General features: G+C 67.7%; 13 protein-coding genes and 1 pseudogene. 13 read left to right on the forward strand and 1 reads right to left on the reverse strand.

Translation table 11 applies throughout. The features are described from left to right. A pseudogene (nifH, locus tag ABLE93_RS15975) lies at positions 1-109 on the reverse strand (nitrogenase reductase); the annotation flags it as partial. A gap of 477 nt (positions 110-586) precedes the next feature. On the opposite strand from nifH, the gene ABLE93_RS15980 reads away from it, so the two are divergent. The 13 genes from ABLE93_RS15980 (at position 587) to ABLE93_RS16040 (ending at position 15,419) form a co-directional block, all read left to right on the forward strand. After that, positions 587-1,021, forward strand: coding sequence for a response regulator transcription factor (locus ABLE93_RS15980; RefSeq protein ID WP_348840837.1), 435 nt, complete (start codon positions 587-589; stop codon positions 1,019-1,021). A gap of 7 nt (positions 1,022-1,028) precedes the next feature. Next, positions 1,029-1,466: an ArsC/Spx/MgsR family protein gene (locus ABLE93_RS15985; protein WP_348840838.1), complete on the forward strand. Its 438-nt coding sequence runs from the start codon at positions 1,029-1,031 to the stop codon at positions 1,464-1,466. A 3-nt stretch (positions 1,467-1,469) separates the two neighbouring features. Further along, positions 1,470-3,140, forward strand: coding sequence for a nitroreductase family protein (locus ABLE93_RS15990; protein WP_348840839.1), 1,671 nt, complete (start codon positions 1,470-1,472; stop codon positions 3,138-3,140). A 22-nt stretch (positions 3,141-3,162) separates the two neighbouring features. Further along, a complete protein-coding gene (locus ABLE93_RS15995) occupies positions 3,163-3,951 on the forward strand; it encodes an ankyrin repeat domain-containing protein (protein ID WP_348840840.1) in 789 nt (262 codons plus the stop codon). A gap of 114 nt (positions 3,952-4,065) precedes the next feature. Continuing rightward, positions 4,066-4,908 (forward strand): ModD protein, encoded by an 843-nt coding sequence (modD, locus tag ABLE93_RS16000; protein WP_348840841.1) that lies wholly within the window; start codon positions 4,066-4,068, stop codon positions 4,906-4,908. 332 nt (positions 4,909-5,240) lie between these two features. Beyond that, on the forward strand, positions 5,241-5,558 hold the full coding sequence (locus ABLE93_RS16005) for a HesB/IscA family protein (RefSeq protein WP_348840842.1): 318 nt from the start codon (positions 5,241-5,243) through the stop codon (positions 5,556-5,558). A gap of 75 nt (positions 5,559-5,633) precedes the next feature. Continuing rightward, positions 5,634-6,881 (forward strand): homocitrate synthase, encoded by a 1,248-nt coding sequence (gene nifV / locus ABLE93_RS16010; RefSeq protein WP_348840843.1) that lies wholly within the window; start codon positions 5,634-5,636, stop codon positions 6,879-6,881. 3 nt (positions 6,882-6,884) lie between these two features. After that, positions 6,885-7,664, forward strand: coding sequence for a serine O-acetyltransferase (cysE, locus tag ABLE93_RS16015; RefSeq protein WP_348840844.1), 780 nt, complete (start codon positions 6,885-6,887; stop codon positions 7,662-7,664). A 41-nt stretch (positions 7,665-7,705) separates the two neighbouring features. Next, positions 7,706-8,047: a nitrogenase stabilizing/protective protein NifW gene (nifW, locus tag ABLE93_RS16020; protein ID WP_348840845.1), complete on the forward strand. Its 342-nt coding sequence runs from the start codon at positions 7,706-7,708 to the stop codon at positions 8,045-8,047. Positions 8,048-8,777: 730 nt separating this feature from the next. Continuing rightward, positions 8,778-9,743, forward strand: a complete 966-nt coding sequence (mdh, locus tag ABLE93_RS16025) for a malate dehydrogenase (protein WP_348840846.1) — start codon at positions 8,778-8,780, stop codon at positions 9,741-9,743. Between the two features lie 251 nt (positions 9,744-9,994). Next, positions 9,995-11,197, forward strand: coding sequence for an ADP-forming succinate--CoA ligase subunit beta (sucC, locus tag ABLE93_RS16030; RefSeq protein WP_348840847.1), 1,203 nt, complete (start codon positions 9,995-9,997; stop codon positions 11,195-11,197). Continuing rightward, entirely contained in the window at positions 11,197-12,081 is an 885-nt protein-coding gene (gene sucD / locus ABLE93_RS16035; RefSeq protein WP_348840848.1) for a succinate--CoA ligase subunit alpha, read from the forward strand. The genes sucC and sucD overlap by 1 nt, the downstream gene beginning before the upstream one ends. A 383-nt stretch (positions 12,082-12,464) precedes the next feature. Next, the gene (locus ABLE93_RS16040; RefSeq protein ID WP_348840849.1) at positions 12,465-15,419 is read left to right on the forward strand and encodes a 2-oxoglutarate dehydrogenase E1 component; all 2,955 of its coding nucleotides are present in this window, start codon (positions 12,465-12,467) and stop codon (positions 15,417-15,419) included. The last annotated feature ends 4 nt before the right edge of the window (positions 15,420-15,423 follow it).

Below are 15,423 nucleotides of genomic sequence, written 5' to 3' on the forward strand. Positions count from 1 at the left end.
TGAGAATGCGCTGACCAAGCTCGGTCAGGGCCGCGAGGGTATTCTGGGACGTGGTGGACTTGCCGATGCCACCCTTGCCGTAAAACGCGATCTGTCGCAGCGAAGACATCTTGCTCTCCTTCGAACCTATTTAGGAAGACCACCGCGCGAATTGGCGCGAGGCCGTTTCTCTCGTCAGCAATATCGGTCGGAAACGCCCCGCGGGTTACGGGAAGGAGCGCATCGCTGGCAGCCGGCCTAGGCGTGCACTCAGCCCTCACTCGCTGTTGCACCAAGGACCGAGCAACCAGCGTGCCAGTCGCCCGAAAGGGCCCTAAATCTTTGATCTGCATCAAAACCCAAGGTATTGCGCTGCAGTATTGAGGCTGTGCCGAACACGACAGGTGTTCCGCCTATGTCGCAATTGGAACAAGTCGTGCTGACGGGACGCGCCCCATCGCGGGGCTGGCGGCGCAGAAGCGACGCAAATGCTGCGGCGCGAGCCTCCCGCGTGGTGGGAACGGAACTTGCTTGAGCCCTCCTCAGCCTTCCCGCGCGGCCAAGCCTTCCCGGGCGCGCGGGGGCCGACAAGGTGAGCGAGGCAAAGATGCAGATCGGCGTTGAGACTTCCAAGGCAGTCGACCAGCGGCGCGTCTTCGTCGTGGACGAGGACGAGATCACCCGCGCGGCGCTCCAGTTCATGCTGCATGACGAGATCGAGACCCACGAGTTGGCGACGCCCGAGGAGGCCTATGAGAAGGGCCAGGGCTGGCTGGTGCCGCACGTGATCCTGCTCGGCGTCGGGCTCCTGAAGGCCCGCGGCGACGGCCTGATCGCCGAGATGAAGTCCAAGTTTCCCGGCGTGCGCATCCTCATCGTCACCGACAAGTCGGACGAGGCGGTGGCGGTGGGCGGTCTCAAGGCCGGCGCCCATGGCGCGGTGGTGAAGCCGCTCACGCTGGAAGGCGTGCGCAAGAAGGTTGACACCGTGCTCGGCCGCGACGGCGGCGCCCAGCTGGTGCAGCTGTCCGTGATGAAATAGGCCGGTCGTGGCCCACGTCACGTTCTGGGAGAAGCCGGGTTGCGGCACCAACGCCCGGCAGAAGCTTGCCCTCGCCAACGCCGGCCACACGCTGGAGGTGCGCAGCCTGCTCACCGAGCCGTGGACGGCGGAACGTCTGAAAGGCTTCTTCGGCGCGACCCCGGTCGCCTCCTGGTTCAATCCGGCCGCTCCGAAGGTGAAGTCCGGCGCGGTGGATCCTCTGGCGGTGGGGGCGGACGCCGCCATCGCCATGATGCTCGCCGAGCCGCTCCTCATCCGCCGTCCGCTGGTGGAGACGGAGGGTAAGCGCTGCGCCGGCTTCGACCGCGAGCCGGTGACGTCGCTGCTGGGTTCCGTCCCGGCGGATGGCCGGCCGCTGGAGGGCTGCTCTCACCCCCACGAGGCCAACCCCTGCCCTGATCCCACCGAGCGGAAGGCATCCTGAGCCATGAACGCGCTGTTGCCCCCTGCGCGGCCCTACGAGGTGGCGCTCGCCTACCACATGCGGACCAAGCACAGCCTGAAAGCCTACGCCGCCGGGCCGGAGACCCTCGACTGGGACATGCAGCCCAACCCGTTCCGGGAGTTCGAGGGGGCGCCGCGCATCGCCCTGCCGCTGGCGGCGGAGCGGCTGGAGGTGTCCTTCGCCGACATGGTCGCGGGCCGTGTGTCGCCTGCTCCTCTTCACCTCGCCGGTGTAGCGCTGCTGCTGGAGCTGTCCTTCGGCCTTGCCGCGTGGAAGCAGCTGGGACCGGACCGCTGGGCGCTGCGCTGCAATCCCTCCAGCGGCAATCTGCATCCCACCGAGGCCTATGTGCTGGCGCAGGGCGTCACGGGCCTCGCAGACGGCGTGCATCACTATGTCAGCCGCGACCATGCGCTGGAGCAGCGCTTCAGCCGCCGAACGGGCGGCTCGGTGGCCGTGGCGAGCGCCTCCGGCTTTGTGATGGAGCAGTATTTCAGCCCGCCGCCAGGCCCGGCCCGGCTGCATCTGGCGCTGTCCTCCATCCATTGGCGCGAGGCGTGGAAATATGGCGAGCGGGCGTTCCGCTACTGCCAGCTGGATCTCGGCCACGCGCTGGCCGCCGTGCGCTATGCCGCCGCCTGCCTCGGCTGGACCGCGACCCTGGTGGATGGCGTCGATAGCGCGACGCTGGCCGCCCTCGCCGGGATCGACCGCGCCGGGGATTTCGGCGGCGCCGAGCGGGAGGATCCCGATCTTCTCATCGCCCTCGCACCCGCCGGCGCGGAGCGTCCGGTCGCGCCGGACGGAGCGGTCGAGGGGCGCTGGGCCGGCAAGGCCAATGTGCTCGATCGTCATCCACTCTATCGCTGGCCGGTGATCGACCAGGTGAGCCGCGCCACCGAGGCAGGTTCCGCTTCGGGCGCCTTCGACGAGCCCGCGGCTGGCGCCGCGCTGCCGGCCCGCGTGCCGGCCGCCGCCGGTCGTGCGGCGGGGACCATTCTCGGCCGGCGCAGCGCACAGCGCTTCACCGCCAAGGGCAGCACCATGCCGAGGGAGACCTTCTTCGATCTCCTCGACGCGCTGCTGCCAAGGGCCTCCGCTCCGTTCGACGCCTGGGGCTTTGCGCCCCGCATTCATCCGCTGTTCTTCGTCCACCGGGTGGACGGCCTCGTGCCGGGCCTTTATGCCCTGCCGCGCCGCGACGGGGCCGAAGCGGCCTTGCGGGCGGCCCTGCGGACGGACTTCCAATGGACCGCGGCGGAAGGCTGCCCGGCCCACATCCCGCTGCGGCGGCTGGTGGAAACCGATTGCCGCGGCATCGCCCGCACGGTGAGCTGCCACCAGGCCATCGCGAGCGACAGCTCGTTCGCCGTCGCCATGCTCTCCGAATTCGAGGCCACGGTGAGCGCCGATCCCTGGCGCTACCGTCAGCTCCACTGGGAGGCCGGGCTCCTCGGGCACGTGCTCTATCTGGAAGCGGAGGCGGCGGGTTATCGCGGAACCGGCATCGGCTGCTATTTCGACGACGATCTGCACCAGCTCCTCGGCCTGGAAGGCGCGGCCTTCCAGTCGCTCTATCACTTCACCGTCGGGCGGGCGGCGCTCGACGACCGCATCACCACCGAGCCGGCCTATCCCGGCCGGGCCGGGTGACGGGCGCCTTCAGGAGAACGAGATGAGGCAGCGCATTCCCTTCCGCCGCATCGGCGTGGAAGACGCAGCGGCCATACTCAGCGAGGGCAAGGCGCTGCTGCTCGACGTGCGCGACGCCAATTCCTTCAATGCCGGCCATGTGGCGGGAGCGCGCAACCTCGCCTTCGCCAACCTCGGGGACATCATCGCGACGACGCCCAAGACCCAGCCGGTGCTGGTCTACTGCTACCACGGCAACGCCAGTCAGGAATATGCGCAGGCCCTTTCCGACTTCGGCTTCGCCGATGTGGCAAGCGTCGACGGCGGCTATGAGGCCTGGGAGACCTTCGAGCGCCTGCGCCCGCCCGCTGCGGCGCTGGACCCGGCGCTGTCGGCCTGGATCGCCAGCCGTGGCTTTCCACCGGATGGGCTGAACGCCACAGCCGAAAACGGCATGACTCCGCTGATGAAGGCATGCGCGGAAGGCCTCGCCGCCGAGGTGACGGCCCTGATTGCTGCCGGCGCCGACCTGCAGATCCGCAATGCCGACGGCAACACCGCCTTGTGGATCGCCTGCGTGGGCGACCATCTCAACATCATCGACGCATTGGTGGATGCCGGTATCGCGATCGACAGCGCCAACGACAACGGCGCCACGGCGCTGATGTATGCCGCCTCCGCCGGCAAGGCGGCGGTGGTGGAGAAGCTGCTCGCGCGCGGCGCCGACCCGAGGCCCGAGACCCTAGACGGCTTCTCGGCGCTGGATCTCGCCTCCACCATCGAATGCCTCACGCTGTTGCGCCGTGCCACCAAGCAAGCGACGCCCGCCTGACCGCGCTGCCTTTCGTCGATCCACCTCCCGGTGGACGCTGTGTCCGGTCGACCCTCGGGCGGTCCCAGGCTATCTCCTTTCTCCATATCGCACACGGCAAATTCGGGGCGCGGGATGACCTTCCGGTGGTGGACGCAGGCGACGGTGGATCAGCTTCTGGCCGAGGACGCGCCCTATGGTGACCTTACCACCGAGGCCCTCGGGCTGGAGGCGCAGGACGCGCGGCTCTCCATGGCGATGCGCTCGGACGCCACCGTCTGCGGCGTGGAACTGGCGAGCGAACTCTTCCTCGCCGCCGGGAGCGATGTGCAGCTTCTCGCCGCCACCGGGGCGCGGGTGCCGGCCGGGGCGCTCATTCTGATTGCGGAGGGGCCGGCGGGCGCGATCTTCCGGGCCTGGAAGGTGGCGCAGACCCTGGTGGAATATCTCTCCGGCATCGCCACCCTGACCGCCGACATCGTGGCCGCGGCGCGCGCCGTTTCGCCCGAGATCGCGGTGGTGACGACGCGCAAGACGTTTCCCGGCGCCAAGGCGCAGATGATCGCCGCGATCCGCGCCGGTGGCGCCTATCCCCATCGGCTCGGCCTGTCGGAAACCCTGCTGCTGTTTCCCGAACATGCCGCCTTCCTGTCCGCGGCGGGCGAGGGCATCGCGACGCTCCGCCGGGCTGCGCCGGAGAAGAAGGTGGTGGTGGAAGTGAAGACGCTGGATGAGGTGGAGGCGGTGCTGCCAGCTCAACCCGACGTGCTCCAGTGCGAGAAGATGACCCCGGACGACATCCGCGTCGTGGCCGCGCGGGTGGCCGAACGGGCGCCTGCAACCAAGGTGGCGGCTGCGGGCGGGGTGAACCTCTCCAACGCCGCGGCCTATGCCACCGCCGGCGCCCACGTGCTGGTGACCTCCGCGCCTTACTGGGCCAAGCCCGCCGACGTGAAGGTGGTGATCGCCCCGGACTGACTCTTGGCGGCGGCGGTGTCTTCACTGCGCGGAAATCTTCCTTCCCCATGGTCGTACGGGCCGCTCATCTCGGCCCCGCAGGGCTTGTCCGGCTCCGGTCAAGAAGAATGCGGGGACGGGAAAAGGACTACGTAGTTATACGGAGGAATTCGTCATTGCGCGGTGTGGCTTGTCTGCCGCGCCCCTGTCGAACCTCGAACAAGCTTGCCGGCTGTCAGTTTTGCGACATCTTGGCACTCCGCAATTTCCATTGATTCCAGAACAACTTGTGAGGCTGGCACGGGGCTTGCCAGATCAGTGCAGGGGCAACCCGGCGTGAATGGACGTTTCCGATGATCAGGCTCACGACCAGTGCGGTTCAGGCGGTGAAGGCGGCGCTCTCGCAAGCCGGCGACGCGGCCGGTCTGCGGGTGGTCGCGGAAGCCGGCGCCGACACCGGCGTGCGCTACCTGATGCATCTGGAGCAACGGCCCCGCGCCGACGATGCGGTGATCGAGCAGGCCGGCCTCAAGGTCTTCATCGATGGCGCCTCGCAGGCTGCGACGCGGGGCATCCGCATTGATTTTGTGAATTCCGCCGCCGCCAGCGGCTTCGTGTTCGAGAACGATCCCGCATCGCTGGCGACGGCGGCCGGGGGGCTGAGGAACTGACGGGAACCGGGGATGGCCCCGGTTGGAGCTCATCATCCTCCCGCCGACATCGGCGGGGGCGGAAGGAAGGGACCCATGCTCGCGAAGACACCATCGGCCAATTCGGGGCGCTCCGGTCGCACGTCGGCGGATGCCGGCGCCCTGGCCTCGGGCACGGTGCCGGCCCGCACGGTCTTCCTCAACGACACGACGCTCCGCGACGGCGAGCAGGCGCCCGGCGTCGCCTTCAACCGCCGGGAAAAGATCGAGATCGCCGAGGCGCTCGCTGCCGCCGGCGTGCCGGAGATCGAGGCGGGCACCCCCGCCATGGGCGACGAGGAAATCGAGACGCTGCGCTCCATCGTCTCGCTGAAGCTGCCCCTGCGCGTCGCCGCCTGGTGCCGCATGAGCGAGGAGGACCTGTTCGCGGCCGTCTCCTCGGGCGTCAATTACGTCAACCTGTCCATCCCCACGTCCGACCGCCAGCTCAAGGGCAAGCTCAATCGCGACCGCGACTGGGCCCTGGCCGCCCTGCGCCACGTGGGCACGCTCGCCACCAAACTCGGCTTCACGGTCGCCATCGGCTGCGAGGACGCGTCCCGAGCCGATCCCGACTTCCTCTGCCGGGTGGCGGAGACGGCGAAGGAGGTTGGCGCCTTCCGCCTCCGTCTCGCCGATACGCTGGGCGTGCTCGACCCGTTCTCCACCTATGCGCTGGTGCGCCGGGTGGCCAACGCCACCGATCTCGAGATCGAGTTCCACGCCCACGACGACCTTGGCCTTGCCACCGCCAACACCCTAGCGGCGGTGACCGGCGGCGCGCGGCACGCCAGCGTCACCGTGGTGGGGCTCGGCGAGCGCGCGGGCAATGCGGCGCTGGAGGAAGTGGCCATCGCCTTGCGCCAGACCGCCCGCGCCGAGAGCGGCATCAATCCGCGTGCGCTGCGCCCGCTGGCCGAGCGGGTGATGGCCGCCGCCGGCCGACCCATGCCCCGCACCAAGGCCATCGTCGGCGAGGATGTGTTCACCCACGAGAGCGGCATCCATGTCTCCGGCCTGCTGAAGGATCGCGGCACCTACGAGGCGCTTGATCCCGAGCTGCTCGGCCGTTCCCACCGGGTGGTGCTGGGCAAGCATTCCGGCCTCGCGGCCGTCGCCAAGGCGCTGGCCGACGAGGGCCTCGCGGTGGACGAGGCACGCGGCCGGGCCATTCTCGCCCGGGTGCGCGATTTCGCCAGCCGCACCAAGCAGCAGGTGTCGCCGCAGGTGCTGCGGCGACTCTACGAGGACAGCTTCACCGAAGAGGCGCTGAAGCGCCGCCACGCAGCAGTGATGGGAGCTTGACCCATGATCATGGGAAGCCCGAAATGGCATGGTACCGAAGTGCCTCTCGCTGCAGCCCCGGCGGCAGAGGAAAAAGCGACGACCCTCTCCGTCTGGCGCCTCATTCGTGAGGACATCAATTGCGTGAAGTCCCGCGATCCCGCGGCACGCAACACGTTCGAGATCGTGCTGACCTATCCCGGCGTGCACGCTGTGATCTGGCACCGGCTCGCCAGCCGTCTGTGGCGGCGCGGCATCAAGTTTCCGGCCCGCTTCCTGTCGTGGCTCGGCCGTTTCCTGTCCAACGTGGACATCCACCCGGGCGCCACCATCGGCCGGCGCTTCTTCATCGATCACGGCGCCTGCGTGGTGATCGGCGAGACGGCGGAAATCGGTGACGACGTCACGCTCTACCATGGCGTGACCCTTGGCGGCACGTCTTGGACCGCCGGAAAGCGCCATCCCACCCTGCGCGACGGCGTGCTGGTGGGGGCGGGGGCCAAGATCCTCGGGCCCATCACGGTGGGTGCGGGCTGCCGGATCGGCGCCAATTCCGTCGTCATCGAGGACGTGCCCCCGGCCATGACCGTGGTGGGCATTCCCGGCCGCGTTGTGAAGCCCATCGCCGACCGGCGACGGCTGGGCGACGGCCGTATCGACCTTGAGCACCATCTCATGCCGGATCCGGTGGGCGAGGCCATCGTCTCGCTGCTGGACCGCATCGAGTTCCTGGAGGCGCGCCTCTCGCACCTGCAGGGCGAGCGCCAGCGCGGCCGCCCCGCCAGCGCGGACGAGGCGGCCTGAGGCCGAAGACGTCAGCCGGATCGAGAAGAAGGAAGAGCGACATGTCCGTCATCGACAAGCTGAAGTCCCTGCACAGCGCCGAGGAATTCTTCGAGGTGCTGCAGGTCGAGTACCACCCGGAGGTGCTGCAGGTGCTGCGCCTGCATATCCTGCGCCGCATGGGCCAATACCTCGTTTCCGCCGAGTTCGACGGCATGAGCGAGGAAGAGATCTACACGGCCGCCCAGACCATGCTGAGCCAGGCCTATGAGGACTTCATCAAGTCCAACCCCATGGCGGAGCGGGTGTTCAAGGTGCTCAAGGAGCATGATCCGAACCGCCCGCCGGCGCCCAGCGCCAAGCCCGCCTTCGTGCAGCTGACGTCCCTCAAGACCGGCAGCTGAGGCGCTCCGGGGACCAAGATCGCCCCCGGTGCCGCCGCCCTCGTTTCGCTTCGCCCCCCAAGCCGCATCGGCCGGGCCGGCGGGCGCACCCCTTCCGCCGGAGGGCATGTCCCTCCGGCCGGCTGCCCTCTCCCCGCTGATTGTTTGTTGATATTGACGTTACTTTTTATTTTTTAATCCGGCTGGTCGCTCGGCCGTGTGCGGGGAGAGGGCAGATATTTTCCGACGGCGAAAGCCCGTCCCGGCCCAGGTGGCGCCCGGACGGGCTTTCGCGCATTCCGGGCATGGACGTGCCGCGATGCAACCGGCCTGGTGAGAAGGCGCGGTTCTGTCCTTCTCCCGGCCCCGCGGCCCCTCCCGCCTGACCTGTCCCGTCTCCTCAACCTGCAACAGCGTAATCCCAGCCGTCCGCGAGACGCTGTCATCCGGCCGTCGGCGAGCCGTGTCCATATGCAAGCGGTGGGGCAGGCGGCCGGTGAGAGGGGGCCGTGGCGGAGCTTGGACGGTAGGCTGGTGCACCGCTCTGCGGGATGCTTTTCCGCATGGTGCAAATCAGCTTAAAAACGCGAAAAAACGACCTGTCTTTGCGCCAAAATCCCGCGCCATGCCACTATTTGTGCAGTGCGGCCGTCTTGAACCCCCGGTCGGATGGGAGTAGTCAAGCGCCGCTCGCTTCCTGCGGCGGCTCGTCTCATGCGACTGCCGGCAGATCGGTTTCCGGGGACTTGGGATGGCCCGCAACAAGATCGCCCTCATAGGGGCCGGCCAGATCGGCGGTACGCTCGCCCTTCTGGCAGGGCTCAAGGAGCTGGGCGACATCGTGCTGTTCGACGTCGCCGAGGGCGTCCCCGACGGCAAGGCCCTGGATCTCGCCCAGCTCGCCCCCGTGGCCGGCTTCGACGCGGCCGTGTGGGGCGCGTCGAGCTATGACGCCATCGCAGGCGCCGATGTGGTGATCGTCACCGCCGGTGTGCCGCGCAAACCGGGCATGAGCCGCGACGACCTCATCTCCGTCAACCTCAAGGTGATGGAGCAGGTGGGCGCCGGCATCCGCAAATACGCCCCCGACGCCTTCGTCATCTGCATCACCAATCCGCTCGACGCCATGGTGTGGGCGCTCCAGCGCTCCAGCGGCCTGCCGGCGGAGAAGGTGGTGGGCATGGCCGGCGTGCTGGATTCCGCGCGCTTCCGCTTCTTCCTCGCCGAGGAGTTCGGCGTCTCGGTGGAGGACGTGACCGCCTTTGTCATGGGCGGCCATGGCGACACCATGGTGCCCCTGGTGCGCTATTCGGCCGTGGGCGGCATCCCGGTGCCCGACCTCATCCGCATGGGCTGGACCAGCGACGAGCGGATCGCCGCCATCGTCCAGCGCACCCGCGACGGCGGCGCCGAGATCGTCAATCTGCTGAAGACCGGCTCGGCCTTCTATGCGCCGGCGGCGGCGGCCATCGCCATGGCCGAGAGCTATCTGAAGGACAAGAAGCGCCTTCTTCCCGTCGCCGCGCGGCTCGATGGGGAATACGGCCTCAGGGACATCTATGTGGGCGTGCCGGCCGTCATCGGCGCGCGGGGGGTGGAGCGTATCGTGGAGGTCGAGCTGGACCGGAACGAACGCGCCATGTTCGAGAAATCGGTCGCCGCGGTCGAAGGACTGGTGGAGGCCTGCCTGAAGATCGCACCCGGCCTCGGGAAGTGATCTCGATCATGGCGGCGCGCCGGAAGGTGCGCCGTTTTCGTGCCGGCGCAACGACCGGCGTGGTGAAGGAGACGAGTGTTCCCCTCCTCGGGGTGCCCGCCTCGGTGTGCCGGCCTGACGGTCGGCGCCGCGGGACGGGGCCCCTCTGCGATGGAGGCGGTCCGCGACAGGGCGACCACGCAACGCCGCGTGGCGCAGAAGCGGGCCGGGGCGGGGGAAGGGACACATCGCAACCCTGAGGGACACGAAAGATGAATATTCACGAGTATCAGGCCAAGGCGCTGCTGAAGAAGTACGGCGCGCCGGTCTCGCGCGGCGTGCCCGTGCTGAAGGTGGAAGAGGCGGAGGCCGCCGCCAAGGAGCTGGGCGGCCCGCTCTGGGTGGTCAAGTCCCAGATCCACGCCGGCGGCCGCGGCAAGGGCAAGTTCAAGGAGCCCGAGGCTGGCGAGAAGGGCGGTGTGCGCCTCGCCAAGTCCATCGACGAGGTGAAGGAGTTCGTCTCCCAGATGCTGGGCCGGACCCTCGTCACCATCCAGACCGGCCCGGCCGGCAAGCAGGTGAACCGCCTGTATCTGGAGGACGGCTCCGACATTGAGAAGGAATTCTACATCTCCCTGCTCGTGGACCGCGCCACCTCCCACGTGGCCTTCGTGGTCTCCACCGAAGGCGGCATGGACATCGAGGAAGTCGCCCATTCGAGCCCTGAGAAGATCATCACCTTCTCGGTGGATCCGGTGACCGGCGTCCAGGGCTTCCACGGCCGCAAGATCGCCAAGGCCCTCGGCCTCACGGGTGACCTCGCCAAGCAGGCCGGCAAGCTCGCGGAGGTGCTTTATACCGCCTTCGTCGACACCGACATGGCGATGCTGGAGATCAACCCCCTCATCGTCACCAAGGACGGCAACCTCAAGGTGCTCGACGCCAAGGTGACCTTCGATTCCAACGCCATGTTCCGCCATCCCGAGCTCGCCGAGTTGCGCGACCTGACGGAAGAGGACGAGAAGGAGATCGAGGCGTCCAAGTACGACCTCGCCTACATCGCCCTCGACGGCACCATCGGCTGCATGGTCAACGGCGCCGGGCTCGCCATGGCCACCCTCGACATCATCAAGCTCTACGGCGAGAGCCCGGCTAACTTCCTGGACGTGGGCGGCGGCGCCACCGAGGAGAAGGTGACGGCGGCGTTCAAGATCATCACCGCGGATCCCAACGTGAAGGGCATCCTGGTGAACATCTTCGGCGGCATCATGAAGTGCGACGTCATCGCGCGCGGCGTGCTGGCGGCGGTGAAGGCGGTGGGCCTCCAGGTCCCCCTCGTGGTGCGCCTCGAAGGCACCAATGTGGAAGAAGGCAAGAAGATCATCCGCGAGAGTGGTCTGAACGTGATCCCGGCGGATGATCTGGACGATGCGGCGCAGAAGATCGTCGCGGCCGTGAAGAAGGAAGCTGCGTGATGTCCGTGCTCATCGACGCCAATACCAAGGTCATCACCCAGGGCTTCACCGGCAAGAACGGCACGTTCCACGCCGAGCAGGCCATCATGTACGGCACCAAGATGGTCGGCGGCACCTCCCCCGGCAAGGGCGGCTCCACCCACCTCAACCTGCCGGTGTTCGACACGGTGATGGAGGCCAAGGAGAAGACCGGGGCCGATGCCTCGGTGATCTACGTGCCGCCGCCCGGCGCCGCCGACGCCATCCTCGAAGCTATCGACGCCGAAATCCCCCTCATCGTCTGCATCACCGAGGGCATCCCGGTGATGGACATGGTGAAGGTGAAGCGGGCGCTGTCCGGCTCGAAGTCGCGCCTCATCGGCCCCAACTGCCCGGGCATCGTGACGGCGGGCGAGTCCAAGATCGGCATCATGCCGGCCAACATCTTCAAGAAGGGCTCGGTGGGCATTGTCTCGCGCTCGGGCACGCTGACCTATGAGGCGGTGTTCCAGACCTCGCAGGAGGGCCTTGGCCAGACCAGCGCGGTGGGCATCGGCGGCGACCCGGTGAAGGGCACGGAGTTCATCGACGTGCTGGAGATGTTCCTGGCCGACCCCGAGACCAAGTCGATCGTGATGATCGGCGAGATCGGCGGCTCGGCGGAAGAGGAGGCGGCGCAGTTCCTCGCCGACGAAGCGAAGAAGGGCCGCAAGAAGCCGATGGTGGGCTTCATCGCCGGCCGCACGGCGCCTCCCGGGCGCCGCATGGGCCATGCGGGCGCCATCATCTCCGGCGGCAAGGGCGGGGCGGAGGACAAGATCGCGGCCATGGAGGCGGCGGGCATCCGCGTGTCGCCCTCTCCCGCCCGCCTCGGCAAGACCCTGGTGGAAGTGCTGAAGGGCTGAGGCGCGACGCATCAGTCATTCACCTTCCCAATAGGTGAGGAGCAAAACAGGGGATGGCACCGGCCATCCCCTGCCTTTCGGGGATCGGCTGGTCCTAAATGCCTGAAAGGACGATTGCCGCGCAATTTCGCCACGAAGTTCGGCGACTGGCGTGCGCGGAGGGGAAAGCGCCGGCTCGGCCTTACGTCGGGCGGGATCGATCCCCATCTAAGGTTGTCGAGCACCGCTGCTGAAGGCTGCCACGAGCCTCGCAGAGGTGACAGGGTGCCCGGCCACGCGCCGGACATCGGATTTGTGGCAGACGAGCGGTCTTGGGGCTTCATTTTCCGCGCGAAATGCGCTGAAGGAGATGAGGTCGCCCACGACTATCCGGGAACAAGCCCATGTCGCGCGCCGAACAGAACGACGTTTTCCTCAATACCTCCTTCCTTTATGGCGCCAACGCCGCCTGGATCGAGGACCTCTACGCCCGCTACGAGACCGATCCGAATGCGGTCAGCCCCGAGTGGCAGGCCTTCTTCGCGGCGCTGAAGGACGATCCCAATCAGGTGATCGAGAACGCCCGCGGCGCCTCCTGGAAGAAGCCGCACTGGCCGCAGCATGCCAATGGCGAGCTGGTTTCGGCCATGGACGGCCAGTGGATCGAGGTCGAGAAGGCCATCGGCGAGAAGGTGAAGGCCAAGGCGCAGAAGACCGGCGTCGAGTTCTCCGCCACCGAAGTGCAGCAGGCGACGCGCGATTCCGTCAAGGCGCTGATGATGATCCGCGCCTATCGCATGCGCGGCCATCTGCACGCCAATCTCGACCCACTGGGCCTCACCCCGCCGCGCGAGGCGCCCGAGCTCGATCCGGCCTCCTACGGCTTCTACGAGGCCGACCTCGACCGCAAGATCTTCATCGACCACGTGCTGGGCCTGGAGTTCGCCTCGGTCCGCGAGATGGTCACCATCCTGCGCCGCACCTACTGCTCGTCCATCGGCGTCGAGTTCATGCACATCTCCTCGCCGGAGGAGAAGGCGTGGATCCAGGAGCGCATCGAGGGGCCCGACAAGGAGGTGACCTTCACCCGCGAGGGCAAGCGCGCCATCCTCAACAAGCTGGTGGAGGCCGAGGGCTTCGAGAAGTTCCTCGACGTCAAGTACACCGGCACCAAGCGCTTCGGCCTCGACGGCGGCGAGAGTCTGATCCCTGCCCTTGAGCAGATCATCAAGCGCGGCGGCAACCTGGGCCTCAAGGAGATCGTGTTCGGCATGGCCCATCGCGGCCGCCTGAACGTGCTGACCCAGGTCATGGGCAAGCCCCACCGCGCCCTGTTCCACGAGTTCAAGGGCGGCTCCTGGGCGCCCGACGAGGTCGAGGGCTCCGGCGACGTGAAGTATCACCTCGGCGCCTCCTCCGACCGCGAGTTCGACAACAACAAGGTCCACCTGTCGCTGACCGCCAACCCCTCGCACCTCGAGATCGTCGATCCGGTGGTGCTGGGCAAGGCGCGCGCCAAGCAGGACCAGTGGGGCGATGCCGAGCGGGTGAAGGTGCTGCCGCTGCTGCTGCACGGCGACGCCGCCTTCGCCGGCCAGGGCGTGGTGGCCGAGTGCCTCGGCCTCTCCGGCCTGAAGGGCCACCGCACGGGCGGCTCGCTGCACTTCATCATCAACAACCAGATCGGCTTCACCACCAATCCGCGCTACTCGCGCTCCTCGCCCTATCCCTCCGACGTGGCGAAGATGATCGAGGCGCCGATCTTCCACTGCAACGGCGACGATCCCGAATCCGTGGTGTTCTGCGCCAAGGTGGCGACCGAATTCCGCCAGCGCTTCCACAAGCCGGTCGTCATCGACATGTTCTGCTACCGGCGCTTCGGCCACAACGAGGGCGACGAGCCGTCCTTCACCCAGCCGAAGATGTACAAGGTCATCCGCCAGCACCCGAGCGTGCTGGAGCTGTACGGCAAGAAGCTGGAATCCGAAGGCGTCGTCACCGCCGGCGAGCTCGAGACCATGCGCAATGCGTGGCGCGACCGCCTGGAGGCCGAGCACGAGGCCGGCCAGGCCTACAAGCCCAACAAGGCCGACTGGCTGGACGGCCGCTGGGCCGGCTTCAAGGCCATCCACGAGGATGACGATCCGCGCCGCGGCGACACCGGCGTGGCGATGGACACGCTGAAGGCCATCGGCGAGAAGATCACCAAGGTGCCGGAGGGCTTCCAGGTCCACCGCACGATCCAGCGCTTCCTCGACAACCGCAAGAAGGCCATCGAGGACGGCGCCGGCATCGACTGGGCGACCGGCGAGGCGCTGGCCTTCTGCTCGCTGCTGCAGGAAGGCCACCCCGTCCGCCTCTCCGGCCAGGACGTGGAGCGCGGCACCTTCTCCCAGCGCCATTCGGTGCTGACCGACCAGGAGACGGAGGCGCGCTACAAGCCCTTCAACCACCTCTCCGAAACCCAGGCCAAGTACGAGGTCATCAACTCGATGCTCTCGGAAGAGGCGGTGCTCGGCTTCGAGTACGGCTACACCCTGTCGGAGCCCAACACGCTGGTGCTGTGGGAGGCTCAGTTCGGCGACTTCGCCAACGGCGCCCAGGTGCTGTTCGACCAGTTCATCTCCTCGGGCGAGCGCAAGTGGCTGCGCATGTCCGGCCTCGTCTGCCTGCTCCCGCACGGCTATGAGGGCCAGGGCCCCGAGCATTCCTCGGCCCGCCTCGAGCGCTACCTGCAGCTGTGCGCCGAGGACAACATGCAGGTGGCCAACGTCACCACGCCGGCCAACTACTTCCACATCCTGCGCCGGCAGCTGCGCCGCGAGTTCCGGAAGCCGCTCATCCTGATGACGCCGAAGTCGCTGCTGCGCCACAAGCGGGCAGTGTCCTCGCTGTCGGAGATGGAGACCGGCACCTCCTTCCACCGCGTGCTTTGGGACGACGCCCAGTCGCACCCGCAGGATGGCGGCGTGCAGCTTGTGGCCGACGACAAGATCCGTCGCGTGGTGCTGTCCTCGGGCAAGGTCTATTACGACCTGCTGGAGGAGCGCGAGAAGCGCGGCGTCAACGACGTCTACCTGCTGCGCGTGGAGCAGCTCTATCCGTTCCCGCTCAAGACCCTCGTGCAGGAGCTCTCGCGCTTCAAGAACGCCGAGGTGGTCTGGTGCCAGGAGGAGCCGAAGAACCAGGGGTCCTGGGCCTTCGTGCAGCCCTATCTGGAGTGGGTGCTGGAGCAGGTGGGCGGCCCCGCCAAGCGTCCGCGCTACGCCGGCCGTCCGGCTTCCGCCGCGACCGCGACCGGCCTCATGTCCAAGCACATGGCCCAGCTCAAGGCCTTCCTCGAAGAAGCCCTGGGCTGAGCCG

It is taken from the genome of Xanthobacter pollutisoli (genome assembly GCF_040044995.1).
Classification (GTDB): Bacteria; Pseudomonadota; Alphaproteobacteria; order Rhizobiales; family Xanthobacteraceae; genus Xanthobacter.

Excerpts from the sequence above, each read along its gene's own strand:
- nifW (WP_348840845.1), top strand. The coding sequence starts at position 7,706 with ATGTCCGTCATCGACAAGCTGAAGTCCCTGCACAGCGCCGAGGAATTC.
- ABLE93_RS15980 (WP_348840837.1), top strand. The coding sequence starts at position 587 with ATGCAGATCGGCGTTGAGACTTCCAAGGCAGTCGACCAGCGGCGCGTC.
- sucC (WP_348840847.1), top strand. The coding sequence starts at position 9,995 with ATGAATATTCACGAGTATCAGGCCAAGGCGCTGCTGAAGAAGTACGGC.
- cysE (WP_348840844.1), top strand. The coding sequence starts at position 6,885 with ATGATCATGGGAAGCCCGAAATGGCATGGTACCGAAGTGCCTCTCGCT.
- modD (WP_348840841.1), top strand. The coding sequence starts at position 4,066 with ATGACCTTCCGGTGGTGGACGCAGGCGACGGTGGATCAGCTTCTGGCC.
- nifV (WP_348840843.1), top strand. The coding sequence starts at position 5,634 with ATGCTCGCGAAGACACCATCGGCCAATTCGGGGCGCTCCGGTCGCACG.
- ABLE93_RS16005 (WP_348840842.1), top strand. The coding sequence starts at position 5,241 with ATGATCAGGCTCACGACCAGTGCGGTTCAGGCGGTGAAGGCGGCGCTC.
- ABLE93_RS15990 (WP_348840839.1), top strand. The coding sequence starts at position 1,470 with ATGAACGCGCTGTTGCCCCCTGCGCGGCCCTACGAGGTGGCGCTCGCC.
- ABLE93_RS15995 (WP_348840840.1), top strand. The coding sequence starts at position 3,163 with ATGAGGCAGCGCATTCCCTTCCGCCGCATCGGCGTGGAAGACGCAGCG.
- sucD (WP_348840848.1), top strand. The coding sequence starts at position 11,197 with ATGTCCGTGCTCATCGACGCCAATACCAAGGTCATCACCCAGGGCTTC.
- mdh (WP_348840846.1), top strand. The coding sequence starts at position 8,778 with ATGGCCCGCAACAAGATCGCCCTCATAGGGGCCGGCCAGATCGGCGGT.
- ABLE93_RS16040 (WP_348840849.1), top strand. The coding sequence starts at position 12,465 with ATGTCGCGCGCCGAACAGAACGACGTTTTCCTCAATACCTCCTTCCTT.